17 protein-coding genes and 1 tRNA gene are annotated in these 20,761 nt (G+C 43.5%); 5 read left to right on the top strand and 13 right to left on the bottom strand.

The window, feature by feature from the left end; translation table 11 throughout:
- Position 1 precedes the first annotated feature (1 nt).
- The 5 genes from EAH55_RS22645 to EAH55_RS22665 all read right to left on the bottom strand — a co-directional run bounded on the left by EAH55_RS22645 (position 2) and on the right by EAH55_RS22665 (position 8,564).
- On the bottom strand, positions 2–1,756 hold the full coding sequence (locus EAH55_RS22645; RefSeq protein WP_208644908.1) for a RagB/SusD family nutrient uptake outer membrane protein: 1,755 nt from the start codon (positions 1,754–1,756) through the stop codon (positions 2–4).
- Positions 1,757–1,780: 24 nt separating this feature from the next.
- Positions 1,781–5,188, bottom strand: a complete 3,408-nt coding sequence (locus EAH55_RS22650; RefSeq protein WP_162997002.1) for a TonB-dependent receptor — start codon at positions 5,186–5,188, stop codon at positions 1,781–1,783.
- A 247-nt stretch (positions 5,189–5,435) separates the two neighbouring features.
- Positions 5,436–6,590, bottom strand: a complete 1,155-nt coding sequence (locus EAH55_RS22655) for a FecR family protein (protein WP_121811646.1) — start codon at positions 6,588–6,590, stop codon at positions 5,436–5,438.
- Between the two features lie 82 nt (positions 6,591–6,672).
- Complete coding sequence (locus tag EAH55_RS22660; protein WP_121811647.1) at positions 6,673–7,245, bottom strand: RNA polymerase sigma-70 factor; 573 nt, start codon at positions 7,243–7,245, stop codon at positions 6,673–6,675.
- Between the two features lie 176 nt (positions 7,246–7,421).
- Positions 7,422–8,564 carry an alkene reductase gene (locus EAH55_RS22665; RefSeq protein WP_121811648.1) on the bottom strand — a complete coding sequence of 381 codons (1,143 nt, stop codon included), beginning with the start codon at positions 8,562–8,564 and terminating at the stop codon, positions 7,422–7,424.
- Between the two features lie 177 nt (positions 8,565–8,741).
- Here EAH55_RS22665 and EAH55_RS22670 point away from each other — a divergent pair, with 177 nt between their 5' ends.
- From EAH55_RS22670 to EAH55_RS22680, 3 genes are all read left to right on the top strand, one after another.
- The gene (locus EAH55_RS22670; RefSeq protein WP_121811649.1) at positions 8,742–10,214 is read left to right on the top strand and encodes an aminotransferase-like domain-containing protein; all 1,473 of its coding nucleotides are present in this window, start codon (positions 8,742–8,744) and stop codon (positions 10,212–10,214) included.
- Positions 10,215–10,551: 337 nt separating this feature from the next.
- On the top strand, positions 10,552–11,736 hold the full coding sequence (locus EAH55_RS22675) for an alginate lyase family protein (protein WP_162997003.1): 1,185 nt from the start codon (positions 10,552–10,554) through the stop codon (positions 11,734–11,736).
- Between the two features lie 229 nt (positions 11,737–11,965).
- Positions 11,966–12,889: a S1C family serine protease gene (locus tag EAH55_RS22680; RefSeq protein WP_121811651.1), complete on the top strand. Its 924-nt coding sequence runs from the start codon at positions 11,966–11,968 to the stop codon at positions 12,887–12,889.
- A gap of 10 nt (positions 12,890–12,899) precedes the next feature.
- Here the strand turns inward: EAH55_RS22680 and EAH55_RS22685 are convergent, their stop codons facing one another.
- The 5 genes from EAH55_RS22685 to EAH55_RS22705 form a co-directional block, all read right to left on the bottom strand.
- Positions 12,900–13,298: a nucleoside deaminase gene (locus EAH55_RS22685; protein WP_121811652.1), complete on the bottom strand. Its 399-nt coding sequence runs from the start codon at positions 13,296–13,298 to the stop codon at positions 12,900–12,902.
- 80 nt (positions 13,299–13,378) lie between these two features.
- Positions 13,379–14,251, bottom strand: coding sequence for an alpha/beta fold hydrolase (locus EAH55_RS22690; RefSeq protein WP_121811653.1), 873 nt, complete (start codon positions 14,249–14,251; stop codon positions 13,379–13,381).
- Positions 14,252–14,368: 117 nt separating this feature from the next.
- Complete coding sequence (locus EAH55_RS22695) at positions 14,369–14,929, bottom strand: TetR/AcrR family transcriptional regulator (RefSeq protein ID WP_121811654.1); 561 nt, start codon at positions 14,927–14,929, stop codon at positions 14,369–14,371.
- Positions 14,930–15,131: 202 nt separating this feature from the next.
- Positions 15,132–16,334, bottom strand: coding sequence for a PQQ-dependent sugar dehydrogenase (locus EAH55_RS22700; RefSeq protein WP_121811655.1), 1,203 nt, complete (start codon positions 16,332–16,334; stop codon positions 15,132–15,134).
- A gap of 99 nt (positions 16,335–16,433) precedes the next feature.
- Positions 16,434–17,111: a MarC family protein gene (locus tag EAH55_RS22705; RefSeq protein WP_208644909.1), complete on the bottom strand. Its 678-nt coding sequence runs from the start codon at positions 17,109–17,111 to the stop codon at positions 16,434–16,436.
- 246 nt (positions 17,112–17,357) lie between these two features.
- Here EAH55_RS22705 and EAH55_RS22710 point away from each other — a divergent pair, with 246 nt between their 5' ends.
- On the top strand, positions 17,358–17,762 hold the full coding sequence (locus tag EAH55_RS22710) for an ester cyclase (protein ID WP_121811656.1): 405 nt from the start codon (positions 17,358–17,360) through the stop codon (positions 17,760–17,762).
- A gap of 52 nt (positions 17,763–17,814) precedes the next feature.
- Here EAH55_RS22710 and EAH55_RS22715 read toward each other — a convergent pair whose 3' ends face one another.
- Complete coding sequence (locus EAH55_RS22715; RefSeq protein ID WP_121811657.1) at positions 17,815–18,270, bottom strand: SRPBCC domain-containing protein; 456 nt, start codon at positions 18,268–18,270, stop codon at positions 17,815–17,817.
- A 337-nt stretch (positions 18,271–18,607) separates the two neighbouring features.
- On the opposite strand from EAH55_RS22715, the gene EAH55_RS22720 reads away from it, so the two are divergent.
- Positions 18,608–19,813: an acyltransferase family protein gene (locus EAH55_RS22720; protein WP_208644910.1), complete on the top strand. Its 1,206-nt coding sequence runs from the start codon at positions 18,608–18,610 to the stop codon at positions 19,811–19,813.
- Between the two features lie 133 nt (positions 19,814–19,946).
- Here the strand turns inward: EAH55_RS22720 and EAH55_RS22725 are convergent, their stop codons facing one another.
- Complete coding sequence (locus EAH55_RS22725; protein WP_121811658.1) at positions 19,947–20,426, bottom strand: hypothetical protein; 480 nt, start codon at positions 20,424–20,426, stop codon at positions 19,947–19,949.
- Positions 20,427–20,533: 107 nt separating this feature from the next.
- Positions 20,534–20,607 (bottom strand) — tRNA-Asn (locus EAH55_RS22730).
- Positions 20,608–20,761 lie beyond the last annotated feature (154 nt).

Raw genomic sequence — 20,761 nt, forward strand, 5'->3', positions numbered from 1 at the left:
TTTACCAGCCCGGGTTTTGGGTTAAATTTTTGTTGAGTAATAACTCCGTGGTTGGAAGCGGGAAATAATAGTTTTTAGGATCGGTAAATGTTTTAACCAACGTAGGGTTAACCACCACATTACCGCTATTGCCATTGCTTAAATAGATATCCTTGCCTACCACAAAGTATGATACATTAGGCAGCGTAGTGGCCGGTTTAGCCGTTACCAAGCTTACGTCTGGCTGTCCGTCGCCATCAATATCATAGCTGCCCAGGCCAGGGAAATACATACCGGTAAACGTTTGCGCCAGTAATGCACCGCTTTTCCAGCGCATCAAATCATCATAACGGAAGTTTTCACAGGCCAGTTCCACACGGCGTTCCCTGCGGATCTCGAGCAACACGCCTTGCAATGAGCCCGATACGTTAGGATAAGTAGCCGCCAGTACGGGATCAACAGTTGCAGCCATGGTTAAGTGTGGCATACCTACCCTGTCGCGCAACAGGTTTATAGACATATCCAAATCGCTTTGGCTAAAGCTGCCTGTTCCGGCGGCCGCAAGTTCAGCTTTCGATTCAGCGTAGATCAGTAGCATTTCCGCATAACGGAACACAATGCCCGCATTGTAGTTGGTATTGTATGTAGGTGTAGCCGGATCATAATATTTGATCTGCTGGTAACCGGTTGGCGCAGGTCCCAATATACGTGTACCTTTTAAATCGCCATAAGTTACCGTAGGCGGTAAAACGGTTTGCGCCATCCGCGGATCACGATTGGTGAACTCGTCTTTGATCATCTGTGTGGCATAGCCCGCGGTAGATGTATAAGGCGTTCCGTTTTTAGTGAGGTAGGTATTTAACAGGCTTTTGGTAAGGCTTAAACCATAAGCCCTCATATTACCGTCAAGCGCGGTGGTAACATGCAAGGTATTGCTGTAATAGTAGCCAAGCATCACCTCAGTATTCTGCGGATCAGTAGGCGCGTAAAACAAAAACAGGTTCAGGTAATCCTTATCTGGGCTACCGGTGCTGTACAATTTAAATGTGCCGCTTTTCATAACGGCCATTGCCGCGTCGTTAGCAGTTTGTAAAAATGGCTGCCAGCCGTCTATACCGTGATATTTTCTGAAAGTACCTTCATGTAAGCCAACACGGGCTTGCAATGCCAGAGCTGCCCATTTGGTAATGGTTCCCGATGGGCCGGTTGGATTAATATGTGCAGCGGCAAAGCTCAGATCGGCCATTACCGAATCCATTACCAGCTTGCGCGGATCCCTGCCTTTGTATAATTCGCCGTTATCATTTGGCAAAATGGTTGCGCCGTACCATGGCACGTCGCCAAAGCGCTTTACCATATCAAAATAAAACCAAGCCCTGAAAAAACGGGCTACCCCAACATAATGGCTTTTTACTGCTTCAGAAGCATTGGCTTTCTGATAATTCTGCAAAAAGTAATTTACCTGGCGAAGGTAAGTCCAGGTCCATCCGGCCTGGCTCGCGCTGGTAGGCAAAGGAAGCTGACCGGCTACAACTTTGTTAAAAGGGTTATTTTCGTAGTTATCACTTTGCTGATCGCCTAAGGCTATGGTATTAATACCCGGCAGATAAGAATACAAACCATTGCAATAGGTATTGAGGTCATTGGCGTTAGCAAAAAAGTTTTGCTGCGTTAAGCTGGATACCGGGTACCTGTTTAAAAAATTATCTTTTTGACAGGATGTTAATGATAAGCAGCTTATCATTAAAAACAGTATGATGATGTGAATATTTTTCATTTTAATGAGGAAAAACATGATGCATTAAAATTTAGCGTTAATACCGAACGAATAGCCACGCTGGAAAGGATATACTTTACCAGCCCCCCAATCACCTTTCAACCCTTCGGGATCAAAGCCTTGCGGCAGCTTATCTGATTCCCAAAGGTCTTCGCCGCTGAAATACAACCTCAAGCGGTCTACACCTATCTTTTTAAATACAGGGAAATTGAATGAATAACCCACAGTCAGGTTTTTAAGACGGATATAAGCCGCGCTGTATGTATACCTGGTTTGTGGTACGGCAAGGTCAATCCATTGGCCGGCATCACCAGCGCGCCAGCCTTTCAGACTTGGGTAAAAGGCGTTGGGGTTTTGAGGTGTCCAGGTATTGCCCACAATGTTTTTGTAAACATTATCCCATGGCGAGAAAAAGCTGCTCCAGTAATAACCGCTTGTACCAGGCCAAAACGACTGCTTGCCTACACCCTGGAAATAAATACTGAAGTCGAAATTATTCCATGAAAAATTGCCGCCGAAACCAAAGTTGTAACGGGGAGTAGTGTTACCGATCACATGCGCGTCGCCCGAATTGCCGATAGTGCCATCGCCGTAATTAATTTTACCATCATGGTTCAGATCAGCATATTGCAGCTCACCTGCTTTGTTCCAGGCATAATAACCCTGTAGTTTTGATTGATCTGGTGCTGCTTTAGCTGCGGCATCTGTCTGGAAAATGCCTAAAGTGGTTAAGCCCATGATATCACCAACATGCTGCCCTACATAGTAATCGCCGCCAAACCAGAATTTATTAGGGTTATTATAACGGGTAATTTCCGTTTGCGCATCCCAGATGTTGGCGCGCACGCCAAATACGAAAGGCTTACCTGCCAATAAAAACTGGTCGGTGTAGGTTAGGTTTAACTCCCAGCCTTGCGTACGCAGGTCCGCCGCGTTTTCTTTAGGTTGTGTGGCCCCCAATACAGCAGGAAGCTGGAACCCTTTGGTGATCATGTTTTTTGTATCGCGCTGATACCAGTCGAACGTAGCATTCAATTTACCGAAGAGCGTAATATCTATTCCGGCATCTTTACTATAAACTTTCTCCCAGGTTAGTGCCGGTGAAACAAGGGTTGCAGGGTAAACCGCAGTTGGCTGTGAGCCGCCTAATATATTGCCGATCTTGCTGGAGCTTAGCGTCGAGATAAAATCATAGTTACCCAAGCTTTGATCATTACCTAATGAACCGTAAGAAGCGCGCAATTTCAGGTTGTTAACTACTCCTCGCAGCCCTTTAAAAAACGGCTCTTCAGATACCCGCCAGCCTGCAGATGCAGATGGGAAGAAAGCATAATGATCATTAACCGGGAAACGAGAGGAACCATCGTAGCGGCCATCTAACTCTAAAAGGTATTTGTTATCATATGAATAGTTTAAGCGGGAAAAAACACCGCGCACCGCCCATTGATAGCCATTACCACTAACCGAAGGCGTAGCTCCTGTAGTCACATCAAGGTAGCCTACCTGGTCGCTGATCAAATCATTGTTCTGGGCCGAAAAGTAATTGTATTTATTCAGCTCCTGGTTATAACCAACCATTCCCTTAAAGTAATGCTTGCCAAAATTCTTTTCATACTCGGTGTATATGTTAACAGCCTGGTATGAATTATCATCCGAATAAGCGGAAGCATCGCTATGGCCGGCATAAGATATCGGCTGGTTGGGGCCGGTTTCATAAGGCAAAGCCACATGATACGCCTGGTTGTAATTATTAGTCGACCGGAAAGTGTAATCGCCCTTAACCCGCCAGGTATTATTAAACCACGATGTAGTAAAGCCAATGGTATTTTGAGGCTGATTGGTAACGGTATTGCCCCTGCCGCCACCTTGCAAAAAGCCAAGATACGTACCATCAGAAGTGTAAGAACCATCAGGGTTTCTTGGAACAGACAATGAATTGGAGCGACCGATCTGGTGATACAAATCACCTGAGGTCCAGTCCGATGTCCATAATGACGGGTAATTATAAACTGTGCGGTTATAGGCCGTATTGGTATAGATATGCATCCATTCGGTAACCTTAAAATCAAGCTTTGCCCTCATATTAATGCGGTCGTAGCGATCAGGATTGTAACGGAATACACCGTTTTGTCTGTTATAATCTGCCGAAACATAATAGGTGATCCGGTCGCTGCCGCCGCTTACGCTCAGGTTATGCGTTTGGCTTACGTTATTAGGTTTATATAATTCATTAAACCAGTTGGTAGCGCCAAAATAATCGTAAACATTAGGGTTAGTAGGGTCAACTATAACTGCAGGCAAACTTGGATTTTTTGAACGCTGCTGCGCGTAATCAACCGCGGCGGTATTATACAAATTGACACCATAGTAGGCTGAATACGCCTGGTTTTTAAAATCGATCACAGTTGCCGGATCGGTAACAATATCGGGCAGATTGGTAATTTTATGAATGGCTACGTTATTGCTGTAGCTTACTTTTGCTTTACCATTACTTTGTTTTGAACCACTTTTAGTAGTGATCAGGATAACGCCGAATGCCGCCCTTGAACCGTAAACCGCGGCAGCAGCGGCATCCTTCAATACCGTAGCGCTTGCAACATCATCTGGGTTAATATTGTTGATATCAGTGGTAACACCATCTACCAATACCAAAGGACTGCCTCCGTTAATTGATGTAAACCCGCGGATGTTGAAAGTAGTAGCCCTTCCCGGCTGCCCATCGGATGAAGTAACATTCAACCCGGCTAACTGGCCCTGTAAGCCGCGACCAACGTTTGGTATTGGCCTGTCTTCCAAAACACTTCCGCTTACTGTGCTTACAGCCCCGGTAAGGTTCACTTTTTTCTGGCTGCCATAACCTACAACAACTACGTCGTTCAGTTTGGATTGATCCATTTCCAGTGCAACATTGATCTCCTGCTGCCCGTTAACAACCACTTCCTTTTTCTTGAAGCCCACAAAAGTAAAAACTATCACCTCGTTGCTTTCCGCAATAACCTTGTAAAAGCCATTAGCATCTGTTGCGGTATGCTTTGAGGTACCTTTGATACTGACATTAACACCCGGCAATGGTGAGCCTTTATCGTCTGTTACTTTACCGGTAATAGTTTGCGCCCAGGGTAAAGTGGTTGCCGATGTCGGTTTCTCATCTATCACAATAGTATTATCGGTGATGGTATAAACCAGGCCCAGATCTTTTAAAACAATATCGAGCGCCTGCTGAATAGTTCCGTTTTGGAGGTTTACACTTACCGTACCAGCATGTTTAAGTAATTTACTCTCATACCAGAATGCGAAACCGCTTTGTCTTTTGATTTTGGCAATAACTTTTTGGATAGAGGTGTTTTTTTCCGATAGATTTATATTTTGCGCATAGGTACTGGCCGATGCACTAAGGCAAAATAGAAATATTAAAAATATCGTGATTTTCATGATCATGAAAATTTTGACTAATTGTCTTCGATTATCACGCAGAAGACATGGGTGCGTATAAAAATTCATACTTTTGTTTGTTTGGGTTTAATACATAAATGTCTGTCGCAAGATTTTTTTTTCGCTTCGGCGAGAGGTGAACCCAGCATCCGCCGGTAGTGTTTCCAGCACTTCCGGCTTTTTTATGAGTTCCCTAAAGGGTGCTTATTTCTCCATATCAATTCATTAGGGGTTAAATATTTAGTTTTTATTGTTTTACAATGAGCCGCTTACCTTCCAGCGTAAAGCGGATATGGGTAAGGGTTAATATTCTTAACAGTTCGGATAGGTTTGATTTCCTGGAGATAGACCCGGTAAACAACCGACCTGAGGGCTGCCCCTGGTATTCTACATCCACATCGTACCATCTGGATACCATGCGCATAATGGTTTTGATATCGGCATCTGAAAAAGAGGTTATCCCATTTTTCCAGTTTACAGCTTCATCTTCATTAGCATCTGTAACAATAATATCCTCACCGGATATAGCCTGCTGATGTGGCCTTAAAAATTTAGTGTTGGTTCCATCGGTAATTTCCACCGATCCTTCAAGCAACGTGGTTACAATATGGGCTTCTTCGGGATAGGCCATCACGTTAAAATGGGTACCCAAAACAGTAATGGTTTGCTTGCCGGTGGTAACTGTAAAAGGCTTGTGCTTATCCTTGGTCACTTCAAAATAAACCTCGCCGGTAGTTTCCACATTTCGCTCATTACCCGAAAAAGCGACAGGGAAACGGATAGATGAAGCAGCGTTAAGCCATACCTGTGTTCCGTCGGGCAGGATGACTTTGTATTCGCCGCCGCGTGGCGTTGTAATGGTATTATATTCAGGTGCTTTAGCTCCGGTTTCGGTTTGCTGATTGCTGTTATCGCCCATCAGGTAGGAAATAAGCCCGCTACCCGCCTTGTGTACCGTGGTAGCTCCCTGTTTCGCAAGGTTTCCGTTTTGTGCGTTGTTAAGGGTAATCTGGTTACCGTTTGCCAGGGTAAGTACGGCCTTATTACTACCGGGAGCAACATCGCTTTTAATGGCACTTAGCTGTGCAGCGGTTGGCCTTGTGGGCTTTAAATAAAAGTAGGTCCCGATACTTAAGAAAGCCAGGATTACCGCGGCCGCCGCGATGTATCGTGTAAAATAGGAAATATGCCTACCCGGGGTTGCAGAAATCTCCTCATTCATCTTCAACCTGATATTCTGCAGCATCAATTGCTTCAAGGCCTGTTCTTGTTCGGAAGTGAGAGATGATGAGGTATCCTCCGATAGCCTTTTATAATATTCTTCTAACAAGGATTGCTCCTGGGCTGTTGCTTTCCCTGCTATGTATTTATCTATGAGTTCAAAAAAAATGGGCTTTTCCATGCTGCTTTGATCTTAAGTACCAAAAACAGGTGGACACCCTACGGCAAAAATGTTTTTTTTTTAAAAAAAAAGATTTAATCGGCTAAACGCAGTGCATAATAACTGCCACACAGGTACCCACAGTTAAACCATTGCGGATATGGTTTAATGATTTAGATAAGCGCTTTTCTACTGTTTTTTCGGAGATACCTAATTGAAAAGCTATTTGTTTGTAGGTCAAATTTTCTTCCCGGCTTAAATGGTAAGCCTCCCGGCAATCGGCCGGCAGGGTATTGATCAGCCTGTTTAATAAAGCTTGTTGTTCTTTATACAACAGAGGATTATCATGAATGATCTCTACGGTAACCTGGGCAAGGCGTTCATAAAAGGCGTCATTTACTTTTTGCTCCCTGATTAATTTAAATACCGCGAAACGTACAGCCTGCTGCAGGTATGCCTTTAAATTTTGGATTTCCACATCGGCACGTCGCTGCCAGATGCTGATAAAAACGTTTTGAACAATATCTTTTGCCAGTTCATCATTGGCCAATACACTATTGGCACTATTGTACAAAAGCTTCCAGTACCTGAGGTAAATTTCGGTAAAAGCGTCTTCCCGGCCTTCTTTTAGTAAGGAAACCAGTTCGGGATCGGTAAGGGATTGTAAGGCCGCCATTTCAGTGCAAAGTAAATATAGCGATATTACCTTACTGTTAAATGCGGTAAGCAATTAAAAACATTTATACTAAACAGGAAAGGGGGCACATAGCCCCCCTCTCCTGATCAAAACAACAATGATGATCTTCAAATACTTATCATAACGATGGGTTTAACGCACCGTCGGCATTTGACTTAAGCGCTAAGCCGTTCCTCGTAAACAGGATAGTCGATGTAGCCGCGGGCGTCACCTCCATAAAAAGTGTTACGGTCATAGGCATTTAATTCAAGACCGTTTTGTAAACGGTAAACCAAATCAGGATTGGCAATAAAATGACGTCCATATGCAACCAGGTCGGCAGTACCTTTTTCAATAATGGCGTTACCTTTTTCAAAATCGAAGCCACCGGCAGCTATGATTGTTCCTTTAAATATTTTGCGCAAATGCTGAGCAGCAACCGGTTCCAGACCCTCCACTTCTTCAACAGCACCTTTAATGCGCGGCTCAATAATGTGCAGGTAGGCCAAACCAAATTTATTCAACTGTTCGGCTACATAGCTGAACAGGGCGATAGGATCACTATCATGCATGGAAGCAAAAGTACCGCTTGGGCCTACACGTACCCCAACCTTATCAGCTCCCCAAACAGATACTAAAGCCTCAACAATCTCCATCATAAAACGGGCCCTATTCTCAATTGAACCACCGTAGATATCTGTTCTCTTATTTGAACCATCCTGTAAAAACTGGTCAACCAAATAACCGTTTGCACCATGCAGTTCCACACCATCAAAACCGGCTTCTTTAGCCCTTATAGCAGCCTGGTGGTATTCTTCTACCCTTTGCTTAACTTCTTCAGTAGTCATTTCGCGGGCGAGATCTGCAGGTAACCAGCCCGTTGGGGTATAAACAAAATCTTCAACCTTAACTGCTGAAGCACCTATCGGATCGGCATGGTTTGGCTGCAGGCTTTTGTGCGACTGACGGCCTACGTGAAATAGCTGATCAAAAATGATCCCACCTTTGGCATGAACGGCGGCTGTTACATTTTTCCAGCCTTCAACCTGCTCATCGGTATAAATACCCGGAGCACCGTAATAACCGTGACCGGTTTCTGAAACTACCGTGCCTTCGGCCACTATATAGCCACCTTCGGTAGCACGTTGTGTGTAGTACTCAACCATCAGATCGTTAGGAATAAAGCGGTCATCGTAAGTACGCATGCGGGTTAGCGGTGCCATTGCCACGCGGTGCGAAAGTTTATACGGCCCTAATTGGACCGGGGTAAAAAGTTTATTTTCATTTACGGCTGTTGCCGCGTTTTTTGCAGTTTGCATTGTATTGATATTAATTGAGTTACTTTTAAATTCTGTCTCAAACAACCTTTTGTTTGATTTGATAAATCAAAGGTCGGGCTCAATTCAATGCAGAAAAAGATACAGTCGGTATCGAAAAAACAATAACAGTTTGGCCTGCTTATGTTTGCTAATTGCAATACTATCAGCTAACATAGCATGCTTGCCCGGATAAGACTTATCTTTGATATCAAGGTTTTTATCATGATCAATAAATCATTCCGGTACGAGCAGGTGATTCGTAAAATTGAAGAAACAATCACAGGTCTTCAATTGCAACCTGGCGATAAACTACCTTCTGTTCGTAAAGTAAGCGACGAATTGAAAGTAAGCCTTACTACGGTAAACCAGGCCTATGCCATACTGGAGGCAAAAGGATCCATTATATCGCGTCCCGGCTCCGGATTTTATATCAATACAGTCAGTAAGAACGTATTAACCACCAAACGCTTTATTCCCCTACCCGAAAAGGTTGAGGTAAGCAGCATGGCTGCCGCCATGATGAAGAACACGAATAAGTATAGCGTTATAAACTTTTCATCACTGGCACCAATAAACGAGTATCTGCCTATAACCAAGATCAACAAGGCGATGCAGGCTTCTATGAAAGAAGAATCCGGCATATACCAATACAATTTTCTGGAAGGACATCCCCGTTTAAGAAGACAAATTGCCCTGCAATCGTTTGACTGGGATAAAAGCATTAAACAGGATGAGATCCTGATTACCAATGGCTGCATGGAGGCTATAAACCTTTGCCTTGATGCAGTTACTCAGCCCGGCGATATTGTGGCCGTCGAATCGCCAGTTTATGCGGGTATCCTGCAATGCCTTGAGAGTAAAGGACTCAAAGCTTTGGGCATTAATACAGATCCGGTTACCGGACTTGACCTTGATGACCTGGAAAACGCGCTTAACAACAACAAGGTAACAGCCTGCATTTTCATGCCGGTTTGCCAAAACCCCTACGGATGTTCTATGCCCGAAGAAAGCAAGATCAGGCTGGTGAAAATATTGGGGGAACGAAATATTCCGTTAATTGAGGATGATGCCTTGGGCGAGCTTTACTTTGAAAAATCACGGCCGCTCCCGGCTAAAGCTTACGATACTTATGACAATGTACTTTATTGCTCATCCTTTTCTAAATCCGTAATGCCGGGTTTCAGGATTGGCTGGGTTGCGGCAGGGAAATACATGGCAGAAATTGAGAAGCTGAAATTTGCAGAGAATATCTCCACCAACGGCCTTTTGCAGGATGCGATAGCCCGATTCCTGGAGAGTGGCACCTACCAACCACATATTAAAAAACTACGCCAGTTTGCCAAAAAACAGATCTGTCAATACAGAAATGCCATATTAAAATATTTCCCCGGAGATGTAAAAATAACCGAACCGGCAGGTGGTTACAGCTTATGGGTTCAACTGCCCGAAAATGTTAACGCGTTAACCCTTCAGCGCGAAGCATTAAAATTTGGCATCGGTTTTTGCCCCGGGCAGATCTTTTCGGCCAACAATCATTTCCAAAATTTTGTGCGGATAAACTGCTGCCCCATGTGGACTACCCGCATTGATGATGCGTTAAAAACATTAGGAAAACTGACCGCTTCAATCAACAACAGGCAATTACAATAACTTTTTGTTGGCTATTACTGTTGTATATCAACCTTAACTATACCTTTATTACGTGCACAAACCGTATCATGCAAAAAAAATTTAATTTTTTTTGCTGTTAAAACAGCCCCTCCAGCAAGAAGCGCCTTTGCGCACAAAGCGTATCGAACGATCTACATCTTGCTTTTAATCAATAGTTTACAATAGATTTGCTTTTATCAAACCAATTATCCGGTATCACCTGATACAACAGTAAGACCGTATGCTAAGCAGAAAAAAGCCGGGCCCGACAGCCCGTAAACGGCTCGTTTTTATGGCCTCATGCCGGGTAAACAATTGTAAACTAAAAAGCCAATTTATGAACAACAAACCAAAAACTACCTTTGCAACCCTATTGGGCCTGGCACTTTTCGTGGCCTTATTTTTTACTTATTGCACCAAAAAACAGGTTTCGCCGGCAGCGCAAGATGATGCAGCTGCTAAACCTGCGTTAAAAACTCAGGCTACCGGCTTTATCCATCCGGGGATCCTTAACACGCAGCAAACCCTTGATTACGTAGGCCAACAGGCTAACTCAAATGATGCTAACCGGTTGGCGGCTTACCAGTTTGTGCTTAACTATTGCAATAACCACAGCCCAAGTGGTGCCTATAAAGCCACCGTACAGGTAGCAGGCGGCGTTACCACTCCTGATGAAATTGCTTTTAAAGGCGATGCCTTGCTAAGCTATGCCCTGGCGCTGCGCTGGGCTAAAACCGGCACAGCAGCATATGCCACAACCGTAAAACAGATTCTTGATGGCTGGGCCAATAGCTTCCAAAACTTCAGCGTAACCGGCTCGCAGCCTAACCAGGCTTCGCTTGAGGCTTCATGGGCTGCTCCTACCTTTGCTGCAGCTGCCGAAATCATCAAATACTACATCCCGGCCAGCGGTGTTGGCGGCGGCTGGACCACCGCCGAAAACACGCAGTTTGTAAACTTTCTGAACAACATGAAAGATAATTACATCAACAACGTGCCTAACTTCAACAACAACTGGAATGTATCTGCAGGTTATGCTAAAATGGCTATCGGCATATTTGAAGACAGCCAGACTGTATACCAAAACGGCGTTACTGCGGTAAAAACCGTATTGCCAAACGTAATTGCTTCTGACGGTTCAATGAATGGCGAGATCTGCGGTTCACATAACGATTATGTGCACTACCAGTACTCACTTACCGGTTTAAGCTATGCAGCCAATATTGCCGGGATCCAGGGCGATCTTTCTATTTATTCGGCCAGCAGCAGTCGTTTGTTAACCGGATTTAACTACCAGTATAAGCTGATGCACGGCACCGTATCGCCACCATGCTCACCTAATGGTAATGTTAACAATCCAATCTGGCCGGGTATAGAGGTAGCTAACCGTCATTATGGTACTACCGAAACCAGTTATATTGCCAGCAATTACGTATGCGACAGCAATGGTTTGCCTAACGGCGATATCGGTTTCCTTTGCTGGACAAACTACACCCATAACAACGTGCCAACTACTTTTTAACAAAGCACTATCCTAATTAATTATATTTTACAAGCCGCCCCGGTTAATGGCATCAGCCATAACCGGGCGGTTTTGTTTTTCGCCAATAGCTCCATTCTATTAAATGGTAAACTGCCATAATAACCAGATGCTGAGCAGTAAACAGACAAAAGGACGTAAAACGAACGACGATTGATAACCTTTTTAAAGAGGGAATGCAATTTGAGGCGGGCTTTTTGAAAGGATTATTATGGATAGCTATTCAGCTACAATTATTAACGCTGTTGACAAGGTGAAGACAGCGGTTGTAAAAATTGAAATTTTCAGTAATGTAAACGGCAAGGAGCAGGCTGCCGGGACGGGATCGGGTTTTTTATTTTCTTCTGACGGGTATCTTTTTACCAACAGCCATGTGATACATAGCGCCAAAAAGATTACCGTAAAAATGCATGACGGTACAACTCACCCGGCAGAACTTATTGGCGAAGACCAGGACACGGATTTAGCCATTCTCAAGATTAATGGAGCCGAGTTTACCCCGGTAAAATTTGGCGATGCCGATCAATTGCAGATCGGCCAGCTGGTGATTGCTATCGGCAATCCATTAGGGTTTCAGCATACCGTAACGGCGGGTGTGGTTAGCGCTCTGGGGAGAACGCTGGAAGGTCAGGGTGGTAGGTTGATGGACGGCATGATCCAAACGGATGCCGCGTTAAACCCCGGAAATTCCGGCGGACCATTAGTAAACGGAGATGGTGAGGTAGTAGGTGTAAATACAGCGGTGATCAGAGGCGCTCAGGGGATTTGTTTTGCTATCAGCATTAACACGGCCAAGGATATCGCCAATCAGCTTATCAGGTTTGGCAAAGTTAAAAGGGCCTACCTGGGTGTGGTTATGCAGCAGATTGATCTTGTACCCAAACTCCGTGCAATTCATGAGGTGTCAAATAAACAGGCGCTGTTTGTTTCGGAAGTTGCTGCCGGAAGCCCTGCCGATAAAGCCGGCATCCTAAGCGGCGATATCATCTATTCATTCAACAGCCAACCCGTCGAAACGTCGGACAATCTGTTTAAAATGCTTACTGAAGATAAGATAGGACAATTTCAATACATCGGCATCCTTCGGAACAGCTATAAAACCGAGTTCAGGATAACGCCGGTGCAAAAAAATTGATGAAGGCTTATCAAGGATATTGAATAACCTCAGGGGCCATTGCCCATGATTTTACATCGGCAGTCAAAATCGGGAAGCGGGGACCGGTTCCCCCTAATTCGCCGCAGGCTTTGGTGAAAACTACCTGCTTAATTTTGTGATGCCTGATTACGTATGAACAAAGGATGCAGGGCTCAACGTTTGAATAGAGAACGGCCCCTTCGCAACTGCCGTGATCTTTAACAGCGTTTAAAACAGCTAATGTTTCGGAATGGCGGGTAATATCTTTTAGCTTACGGCTCTGCTCAAAAGCTTCGCCGATGATTACGCCGTCTTTAACAATAACGCAGCCTACAGGGCTTTCGCCTTCGGCAGCGGCTTGTTCTGCTAATTGAAGGCAGCGTTGCATGTATCGTTCATGATCATTCATAAGTATAAGATGTGTGGTCAAAAATAAAGCCTGCTATAGCAAATTTTTATGGCAGGCTTTATTTTTTTCAGGATTAGTTTTTACTTGCCTGTCTTTTTATCCAGGAACTGCCTGATAGTAGCGGCTATTTCGTTACCGTGGCTTTCCAGGGCGAAGTGGCCTGCATCATATAAATGGTATTCCAGATTTTTAACATCTTTTTTGAAAGCCTCCGCACCTGCTACCGGGAATATATAATCGTTTTTGCCGTATACGATCAACATTTCGGGGTTTTGTGTGCGCAGGTATTCCTGCCATTTAGGATATAAATCAACATTAGTGCGGTAATCATAGAACAAGTCGAGTTGGATTTGGTCATTTTCGGGCCTTTCCAAATGGCGCAGGTCTATCTCCCAGTTATCAGGACTAATCAGGCTGGTATCAGGCACGCCGTGGGTGTATTGCCATTTCAGGCCGTTAGCGTCATGAAAAGCCCTAAGTGTGGCTTCCGCTACTTTGTCATTATGGTCTTTCCAATAAGCTTTGATCGGGTCCCAGAATGTTTCCAGCCCTTCATCATAAGCACAACCATTTTGAACAATGAGGGTTTCCACACGTTCGGGATTAGCCGAGGCGATACGCCAGCCAACCGGTGCACCGTAATCCATAAGGTATAAGCTGTATTTACTGATCTGGAGCTGGCTCAGCAGTTCGGTAACAATTGCGGCAAAGTTTTCAAAAGTATAAGCAAACTCTGCAATTGGGGGCTGCTCGCTTCTGCCATAACCGGGATAATCGGGCGCGATCAGGTGGTATTTGTCAGACAGATCATTGATCAGGTTCCGGTACATGTGCGATGAGCTTGGATAGCCGTGCAGCAATACCAATACAGGTGCGTCTTTTGGCCCGGCTTCGCGATAGAAAATGTTCACGCCATTGATCTTAATGAAGTGATGTTGTGTTTGATTTTTCATGATGTTTAGTTTTAGTATTCGTTTGATTTTTGATTTATTTTACCGAACGTTCGGTAATTTTTATAGATAAAAAAATATGTTCTATTCCTTACGCCTATCGGCGCTATGTTTATTTAATTATGCTGTTAATAGTTCGGGGATTCTTTCAAGGCTGTTTTTAAAATAGCTTTTATCGCCTGTTGCCCCGGTAAGCACAAGCGAACCCTGAATAGTTTGGTTAATGAGCCTGGCATTTTGCTTAGCCTTATCCGGCAACAGGCCTAACTCAATGGCCACGTCTGTAAAACCGTCAGCAAGTAAGTTAAAGCAATTGGTCACGCTTTCTTTAAAGGCATTTGCATCTGTACCGATGGATAATGTACGAAGCAGGCAATTATTAGCGCCGCCGTTATATAGTTCATCAACGGAGGCAATCATCTTTTTTAGTCTTGCCGATGCCGGTACATTTTTATTCGCTGATTCTGCTACAATATGTTGCAGAATCCAATGCTCAACAATTTCCAGGGCATGTTTAGCCATTTCCTTTTTACCATTAGGAAACCGGTGATACAAGCTGGCCTTTTTTAAACCGGTAGCCTTTGCCAGGGCTTCCATCGATGCGCCGTCGTACCCTAATTCGCTGAAGGTTTCAAACAACTTCAGGTCTACATTTTCGGGGTTAACTTTTTGAGTGCGCATGCTTTTAAATTTATCAGTATCGGTGTCTTGTTTCTAATTATGATTCAAATATACCGAACGTTTGGTAAAATAAAAATAAATATTAAAACATCTCTGATTTATGCCACAGATTCGATAAAAAGTACCATAAACCGTCGCTGTTTCAATAAAAAACGCAGGGCATTACTGCCCGGCGTTTTATCAATTGATATTCTGAAGCAAGTTACTTACCTATCCTATACAAATTGCCGTTATCTGTTACGCCGTATAAAGCACCATCCTTACCGGTAACCAGCGAACGCCAGCGTTCGTTTTTATCTTTCAACAAACGCTCTTCGGCAACTACTTTGTTATTTTTAATGACCAGCCTGGCAATATGCGAACCACCAAGTGCACCTACAAACAGGTTGTTTTTCCACTCGGGGATCAGGTTGCCGGTATAAAATGTGATACCACATGGTGATATACTTGGGTCCCAATAGTAAATAGGTTGCGTTACACCTTCTTTTTGTTGTACACCATCTCCTACTTTTTGACCGCTATATTCAATGCCATAAGTAACCACAGGCCAACCATAGTTTTTACCGGCACGGATGATATTAATCTCATCGCCTCCGCGCGGGCCAAATTCGGCTTCCCATAGTTCGCCTGTTACCGGGTTGGTGGTCATACCTTCTGGATTTCTTAAACCATAAGCATAAATCTCGGGCAGCACACCGCTTTTGCCGGCGAACGGTCCGCCTGGAACGGCTTTACCATCTCGGGTGATGTGAACAACCTTACCTACCGCGGCACCCAGGTCCTGCGCTTTCATGCGGATATCCTCTGCGCCGTGCTCACCGGTGCTTACAAACAGGTTTCCTTGTTTATCAAATACCACGCGCGATCCAAACTGCAAATGCCCGTTGTAGGCCGGTTTGGCATGATAGATCACCTGTACATTTTCCAGTTTGCTATCATCGGCAGATAATTTTCCTTTGGCCACGGCCAACTGAAAGCCGCCTTCCACCTGCTCAGAATAAGTCCAGAATAGCGTCCTGTCTTTAGCAAACGATGAATCGAAATTCACATCCAGCAAACCACCCTGGCCACCAACGGCTATAGCCGGCAACCCTTCAATATTTTTATCAAAACTGCCATCGGCTTTCAGTATCCGCATGGTGCCACCCTTTTCGGTGATCAGGAAACGGCCGTCGGGCAAGCAACGTAAAGCCCATGGTGATTTAAGTTGATGATTGATTATAGTAACGTTTAGCTTGGTTTTGGTTTGGATACCGCCAATGCGGGTTTGCCCGGTAAAAGCAGGTTTGTATTCGCTGTTGGCCTTTTGTGTTTCAACAGGCGGCAACGACTGCGCGTTTACCCGGCCTATTAATGTGCCAAGCCCCATGGCGGCCAGCAAAATCGATTTATTGGTTATAGACATATTGGTTGGTGATAGTTTTCAAGTTTAAACAGATTTCCGAAGGTAAAGTTCTGCTGAGTTATATACGCCAGGTAAGCGCTTTTTTACAATCTATTCAAATTATAATTTGAATAAGCTTTTTATACCGGTAAAAGCAATCTGAAGCCCCACGCAGAATATCAAAAATGAGGTGATCCTGTTAAATATTTTTTCGCCATTTGAACCCAGAAAAGCGACAAGCGTTTTGGTGTTCAGGTAAAATATGTAGATGAGCACACACATAAAAATGATAGAAAGCATGATAGCGCCGGTATTAATAAAATAGTCTTTCATGTCGGGCGAGGCGCTGTGCGCGCTAAGCGTAAACAATACAGAAATTGTACCGGCCCCTGTTGTGATGGGGAATGTGATGGGGTAAAATAGCTTGTCTTCTATATTATGATACCCGGACGGCTTTGCACCATCAACCGGACTTTCCTGTGGATCGCTATCCTGTTTATCCGACGATAAAAACTCCCAGCCCATTTTGCAGATCATAATCCCGCCTGCCAGCTGAATTACGGGGATAGAAATGCCAAACAATTCCAGGATCCAATGCCCCGCAAACAATGAAACCGTACAGATTGAAAAAGCATACACTGTAATTTTATTCACGGCCTTTCGCTTTTCGGCAGTATCAAGATGGGCAAAGTAAGGTAGGATTATCAACGCCGAACCTATAGGGTTTACAACGGGAAACAACGCGATAATACCTATAAAAAGCAGGTGTATAAAGGAATGGAAAAACTCAGGCATCATGAAAAATCAATATGATAACGATATAAATATAACAAGAATAGCACATTACCCGCCTTATGCTTCATTATTGACAATACCGTGTTAAAAGACGCGAATTACCTGCTGAGAATAGCCGAAACAAACAAATATTTACTCGTTTAAGCTTAGCATTTAAAGCTCAATTTTTATTGTTAAAGTTTGATAATTAAATACTTACATTAGTATACTTATAAAAATCCAATCTCATTAATACTTAAACCAACAGCCATGAACAACACAAACAAAGACTTTATCACCCGCTGGTTTACCGAAGTATGGAATAACAGCAACCCGGCAGTTATGGACGAAATGCTGCACCCCGATGTTAAAGTACACGGAGTAGGCGAGACATTTACAGGGGCAAATATCTTCAAAGATTTTTATGACGATTTCAGGAAAGTATATTCAAACCTTAAGTTTGATATTGAAAAAATGATATCCGAGGGCGATGAAATTGCCGCCTTGGTTAATGTATCCGGGATACATACAGCAACGGGTAAACAGGTACATTTCAGCGGCGTTACAATCGCGAAAATTGAGGACGGCGTTCTCACTTCAGGTTGGAACTATTTTGATTTTTTAGGTTTATCGAAACAGGTAGGCAATTTGGAGCCGGAGCAATTACGCAAATAGCATTGCGTTTTTGCAGCCCCGGCTACCAAAAGCATCAGACATTGTTGCCTGCCTATACCGCTTTAGTCGCAGTGGCTGTAGCTATCCAATTTGGTAATTGCTGCTGAACATATTGTGTCCAGGCTGGTGCACAATCGTTATAACATTCAAATTCCGGAACCAGGCCCATATGCGTAAATACAATTTTTGTGGCATCGCCCTCGGCCGAAATGTCAAAAGATAGTTTTGTGCCGGTCCATTCCGTTTGGTTGGGTACAAAGGTTAATTTACTATCTGTTACCAACCAGGTTATTTTTTTGGAGGGAACCAGTTCAACAAGTTTATGTTTAGTATAGTGCGCGCCATCTCCGGCAAAAAAAGAAAACTCATCGCCAAGTTTGTCTGATTCGCCTTCAAAGCTTTCGGCATACAGTCCTGACCACCAGCCGCGAACGTTTTTTATGGCATCAAAAACTTCTTCGGGTGTTTGATTTACCAATAAGGTTGTGCTAAAATCTGTTGTTGTCATTTTTTTGATCTTTTAGTTGAATAATTGATTATTTATTGGCTTTCGATCTCATATTCAGAGCCCGTCGACTCCCCTGTTGTTATTCCGGATATAAAACAGGTTGCGCATCAAATAACCTTTCAATAATAGGTAACTCATAAGTTACATAAAGATATAGGTAACTTATGAGTTACGCAATTTTTTATTAATTTTTTTCTTCTCCCCCGAAACCAACCATAAAAACATGTCGATGAAAATATATCGTATATCATCTCCAGACAGCCATTCCCTGTTCGAAGGAGATTTGCAGAACTGTTAAAAGAATGATACCTTGAAAGGAATATTTCAAACGCCGATTATGAAAAAAAGTACAGGGGCTAATCCTGCCCTTCCTGCCGGCAGAATTGCTTCAGTTGATGTTTACCGAGGTTTAGTAATGTTGCTGATGATGGGGGAAGTTCTTGCCTTTCAGGATGTAGCGAGTTTGCAGCCTGACAACCGCTTTTGGGCAATTCTCGCTTTCAACCAGTCGCACGTAGCCTGGACCTGGCTGAGCCTTCACGATATGATCCAGCCCTCCTTTACTTTTTTGGTGGGTGTGGTGCTTCCTTTCTCCCTGGCCTCCAGGAAAAATAAAGGCGCTACCAAAACAGCGCTCCTTACGCACGCCATTAAACGGTCGCTGATCCTGATATTTCTCGGGATCTTTTTAAGATCGTTAGGCAAACATCAAACCTATTTCACTTTTGAAGATACCTTAACCCAGATAGGTCTTGGCTATACCTTCCTCGTCATACTCGGTTTTTGTTCCCGCAGGATACAAATCGGGGCACTCATTGTTATATTATTGGGCTACTGGCTTGCTTTTGCGTTTTACCCATTACCGGGCCCGGGTTTTAACTATCCGTCTGCAGGCGTAAGTCCAACCTGGGAACATAACCTGCATGGGTTTGCGGCGCACTGGAACAAAAACACCAACCTGGCATGGGCTTTCGACCGTTGGTTTCTCAATTTATTTCCGCGCAGCTCACCCTTCCTGTATAATGATGGCGGATATTCCACACTAAGCTTCATTCCAACTTTAGGCACTATGATCCTCGGGCTTTTAGCCGGTGGGGTTTTAATGAATAATGCTCAAAGTGGCACAAAACTGAAATCGCTCATCATTACCGGCGTCAGTCTCATTGCCTTCGGGATTTTGCTACACCTGACAAACCTCAACCCAATAGTAAAAAGAATCTGGACTCCCGCCTGGGCAATTTTCAGCGGAGGGATCTGTTTTTGCTTCCTGTCATTGCTTTATTTCATCGTTGATTTAAAAGAATACAAAAAGCCGTTATTCTTCCTTAAGGTAATCGGCATGAATTCCATTGCGGCATACGTCATGTCAGACGGAGGCGTGCGTCAATACATAACAGATAATCTTTACATACATCTCGGGGCGGATTACGACCAGGTTTTCGGAATAGCCTATGCTACACTCGTTAGTGGCGCTTTAGCACTGTTTGCACTATGGCTGATATTGTACTGGATGTACAAATCGGGGATATATATTAGAATTTGACGTTGAAAGACGTTTGAGCATCATCACCATATCTGGAAGGCTATGTTTATACATTTTCGTAACTGTGCTAAATTCGAGCCAATTAACCAAGCAACCGTCATTGCTAAATGTATAGAATGAAATCGAGAAATAGCTATCGTGCTTTGACAGGATACTCGAAATCATAATAGCTAAAAATATCAAGATCCGTTAAGTCAGACGCTAAAGTTCCCCACCTACTTCTATTTCCAAATCCGAAAAACCACTCATCTGTTTCTATCATTTTATCTTTCTCATCAAAGTTATCTTTACCTGATTTCTTTGATTTCCAGAAAAAGTTATAGGTGCCTAATATTTCTGTTTCTAATTGAATCTTAGCGGTGTCGAAGTCAAATTGCCTTAATAATTCCTCAAAATCCAAAATAAAAAGATCCCAATTATCTTCGATTGACTTATATGTGGCCCCGAAAGATATTACAGGGTCTTCATAATAAGTGTGTCGAGAAACTCCCAAACCGAACATTTCTGTTCTGAGTATCCCGGGGCCATCACCTAAGGAATTTATTACTGCTCTCGCCCTATCAAGGTTATTTTCAATAACAATTCTTCCAAATACAATTGATTGATATCCCATATTCTCTGTCTCTTTAAATCATAAATATATTACATCAGGTACTGTATAATTGAATCAATAACAACAAAAAAAGCCCTGCAATTTATGCAAGGCTTTATATTTTTTAGCTCCTGAGGCTGGGCTCGAACCAGCGACCCTCTGATTAACAGTCAGATGCTCTAACCGGCTGAGCTACTCAGGAGTGTTGTCCGGTTTGGAGTTTGCAAAAGTATAATTTTCATTGATATTTCACAATTTTATTCAATTTGTTATCGGGTAATATCTTAACATTATACAACCTCATCTATAACTCACTAATTAACAAGCCGAAACGTAAAAACCGTTATAAAAAAACG

Source organism: Mucilaginibacter kameinonensis, from assembly GCF_003675385.1.
Lineage (GTDB): Bacteria > Bacteroidota > Bacteroidia > Sphingobacteriales > Sphingobacteriaceae > Mucilaginibacter > Mucilaginibacter kameinonensis.

Excerpts from the sequence above, each read along its gene's own strand:
- EAH55_RS22705 (WP_208644909.1), bottom strand. The coding sequence starts at position 17,111 with ATGATGCCTGAGTTTTTCCATTCCTTTATACACCTGCTTTTTATAGGT.
- EAH55_RS22690 (WP_121811653.1), bottom strand. The coding sequence starts at position 14,251 with ATGAAAAATCAAACACAACATCACTTCATTAAGATCAATGGCGTGAAC.
- EAH55_RS22650 (WP_162997002.1), bottom strand. The coding sequence starts at position 5,188 with ATGAAAATCACGATATTTTTAATATTTCTATTTTGCCTTAGTGCATCG.
- EAH55_RS22720 (WP_208644910.1), top strand. The coding sequence starts at position 18,608 with ATGAAAAAAAGTACAGGGGCTAATCCTGCCCTTCCTGCCGGCAGAATT.
- EAH55_RS22680 (WP_121811651.1), top strand. The coding sequence starts at position 11,966 with ATGGATAGCTATTCAGCTACAATTATTAACGCTGTTGACAAGGTGAAG.
- EAH55_RS22675 (WP_162997003.1), top strand. The coding sequence starts at position 10,552 with ATGAACAACAAACCAAAAACTACCTTTGCAACCCTATTGGGCCTGGCA.
- EAH55_RS22685 (WP_121811652.1), bottom strand. The coding sequence starts at position 13,298 with ATGAATGATCATGAACGATACATGCAACGCTGCCTTCAATTAGCAGAA.
- EAH55_RS22660 (WP_121811647.1), bottom strand. The coding sequence starts at position 7,245 with ATGGCGGCCTTACAATCCCTTACCGATCCCGAACTGGTTTCCTTACTA.
- EAH55_RS22670 (WP_121811649.1), top strand. The coding sequence starts at position 8,742 with ATGCTTGCCCGGATAAGACTTATCTTTGATATCAAGGTTTTTATCATG.
- EAH55_RS22725 (WP_121811658.1), bottom strand. The coding sequence starts at position 20,426 with ATGGGATATCAATCAATTGTATTTGGAAGAATTGTTATTGAAAATAAC.
- EAH55_RS22655 (WP_121811646.1), bottom strand. The coding sequence starts at position 6,590 with ATGGAAAAGCCCATTTTTTTTGAACTCATAGATAAATACATAGCAGGG.
- EAH55_RS22695 (WP_121811654.1), bottom strand. The coding sequence starts at position 14,929 with ATGCGCACTCAAAAAGTTAACCCCGAAAATGTAGACCTGAAGTTGTTT.
- EAH55_RS22710 (WP_121811656.1), top strand. The coding sequence starts at position 17,358 with ATGAACAACACAAACAAAGACTTTATCACCCGCTGGTTTACCGAAGTA.
- EAH55_RS22645 (WP_208644908.1), bottom strand. The coding sequence starts at position 1,756 with ATGAAAAATATTCACATCATCATACTGTTTTTAATGATAAGCTGCTTA.
- EAH55_RS22715 (WP_121811657.1), bottom strand. The coding sequence starts at position 18,270 with ATGACAACAACAGATTTTAGCACAACCTTATTGGTAAATCAAACACCC.
- EAH55_RS22700 (WP_121811655.1), bottom strand. The coding sequence starts at position 16,334 with ATGTCTATAACCAATAAATCGATTTTGCTGGCCGCCATGGGGCTTGGC.
- EAH55_RS22665 (WP_121811648.1), bottom strand. The coding sequence starts at position 8,564 with ATGCAAACTGCAAAAAACGCGGCAACAGCCGTAAATGAAAATAAACTT.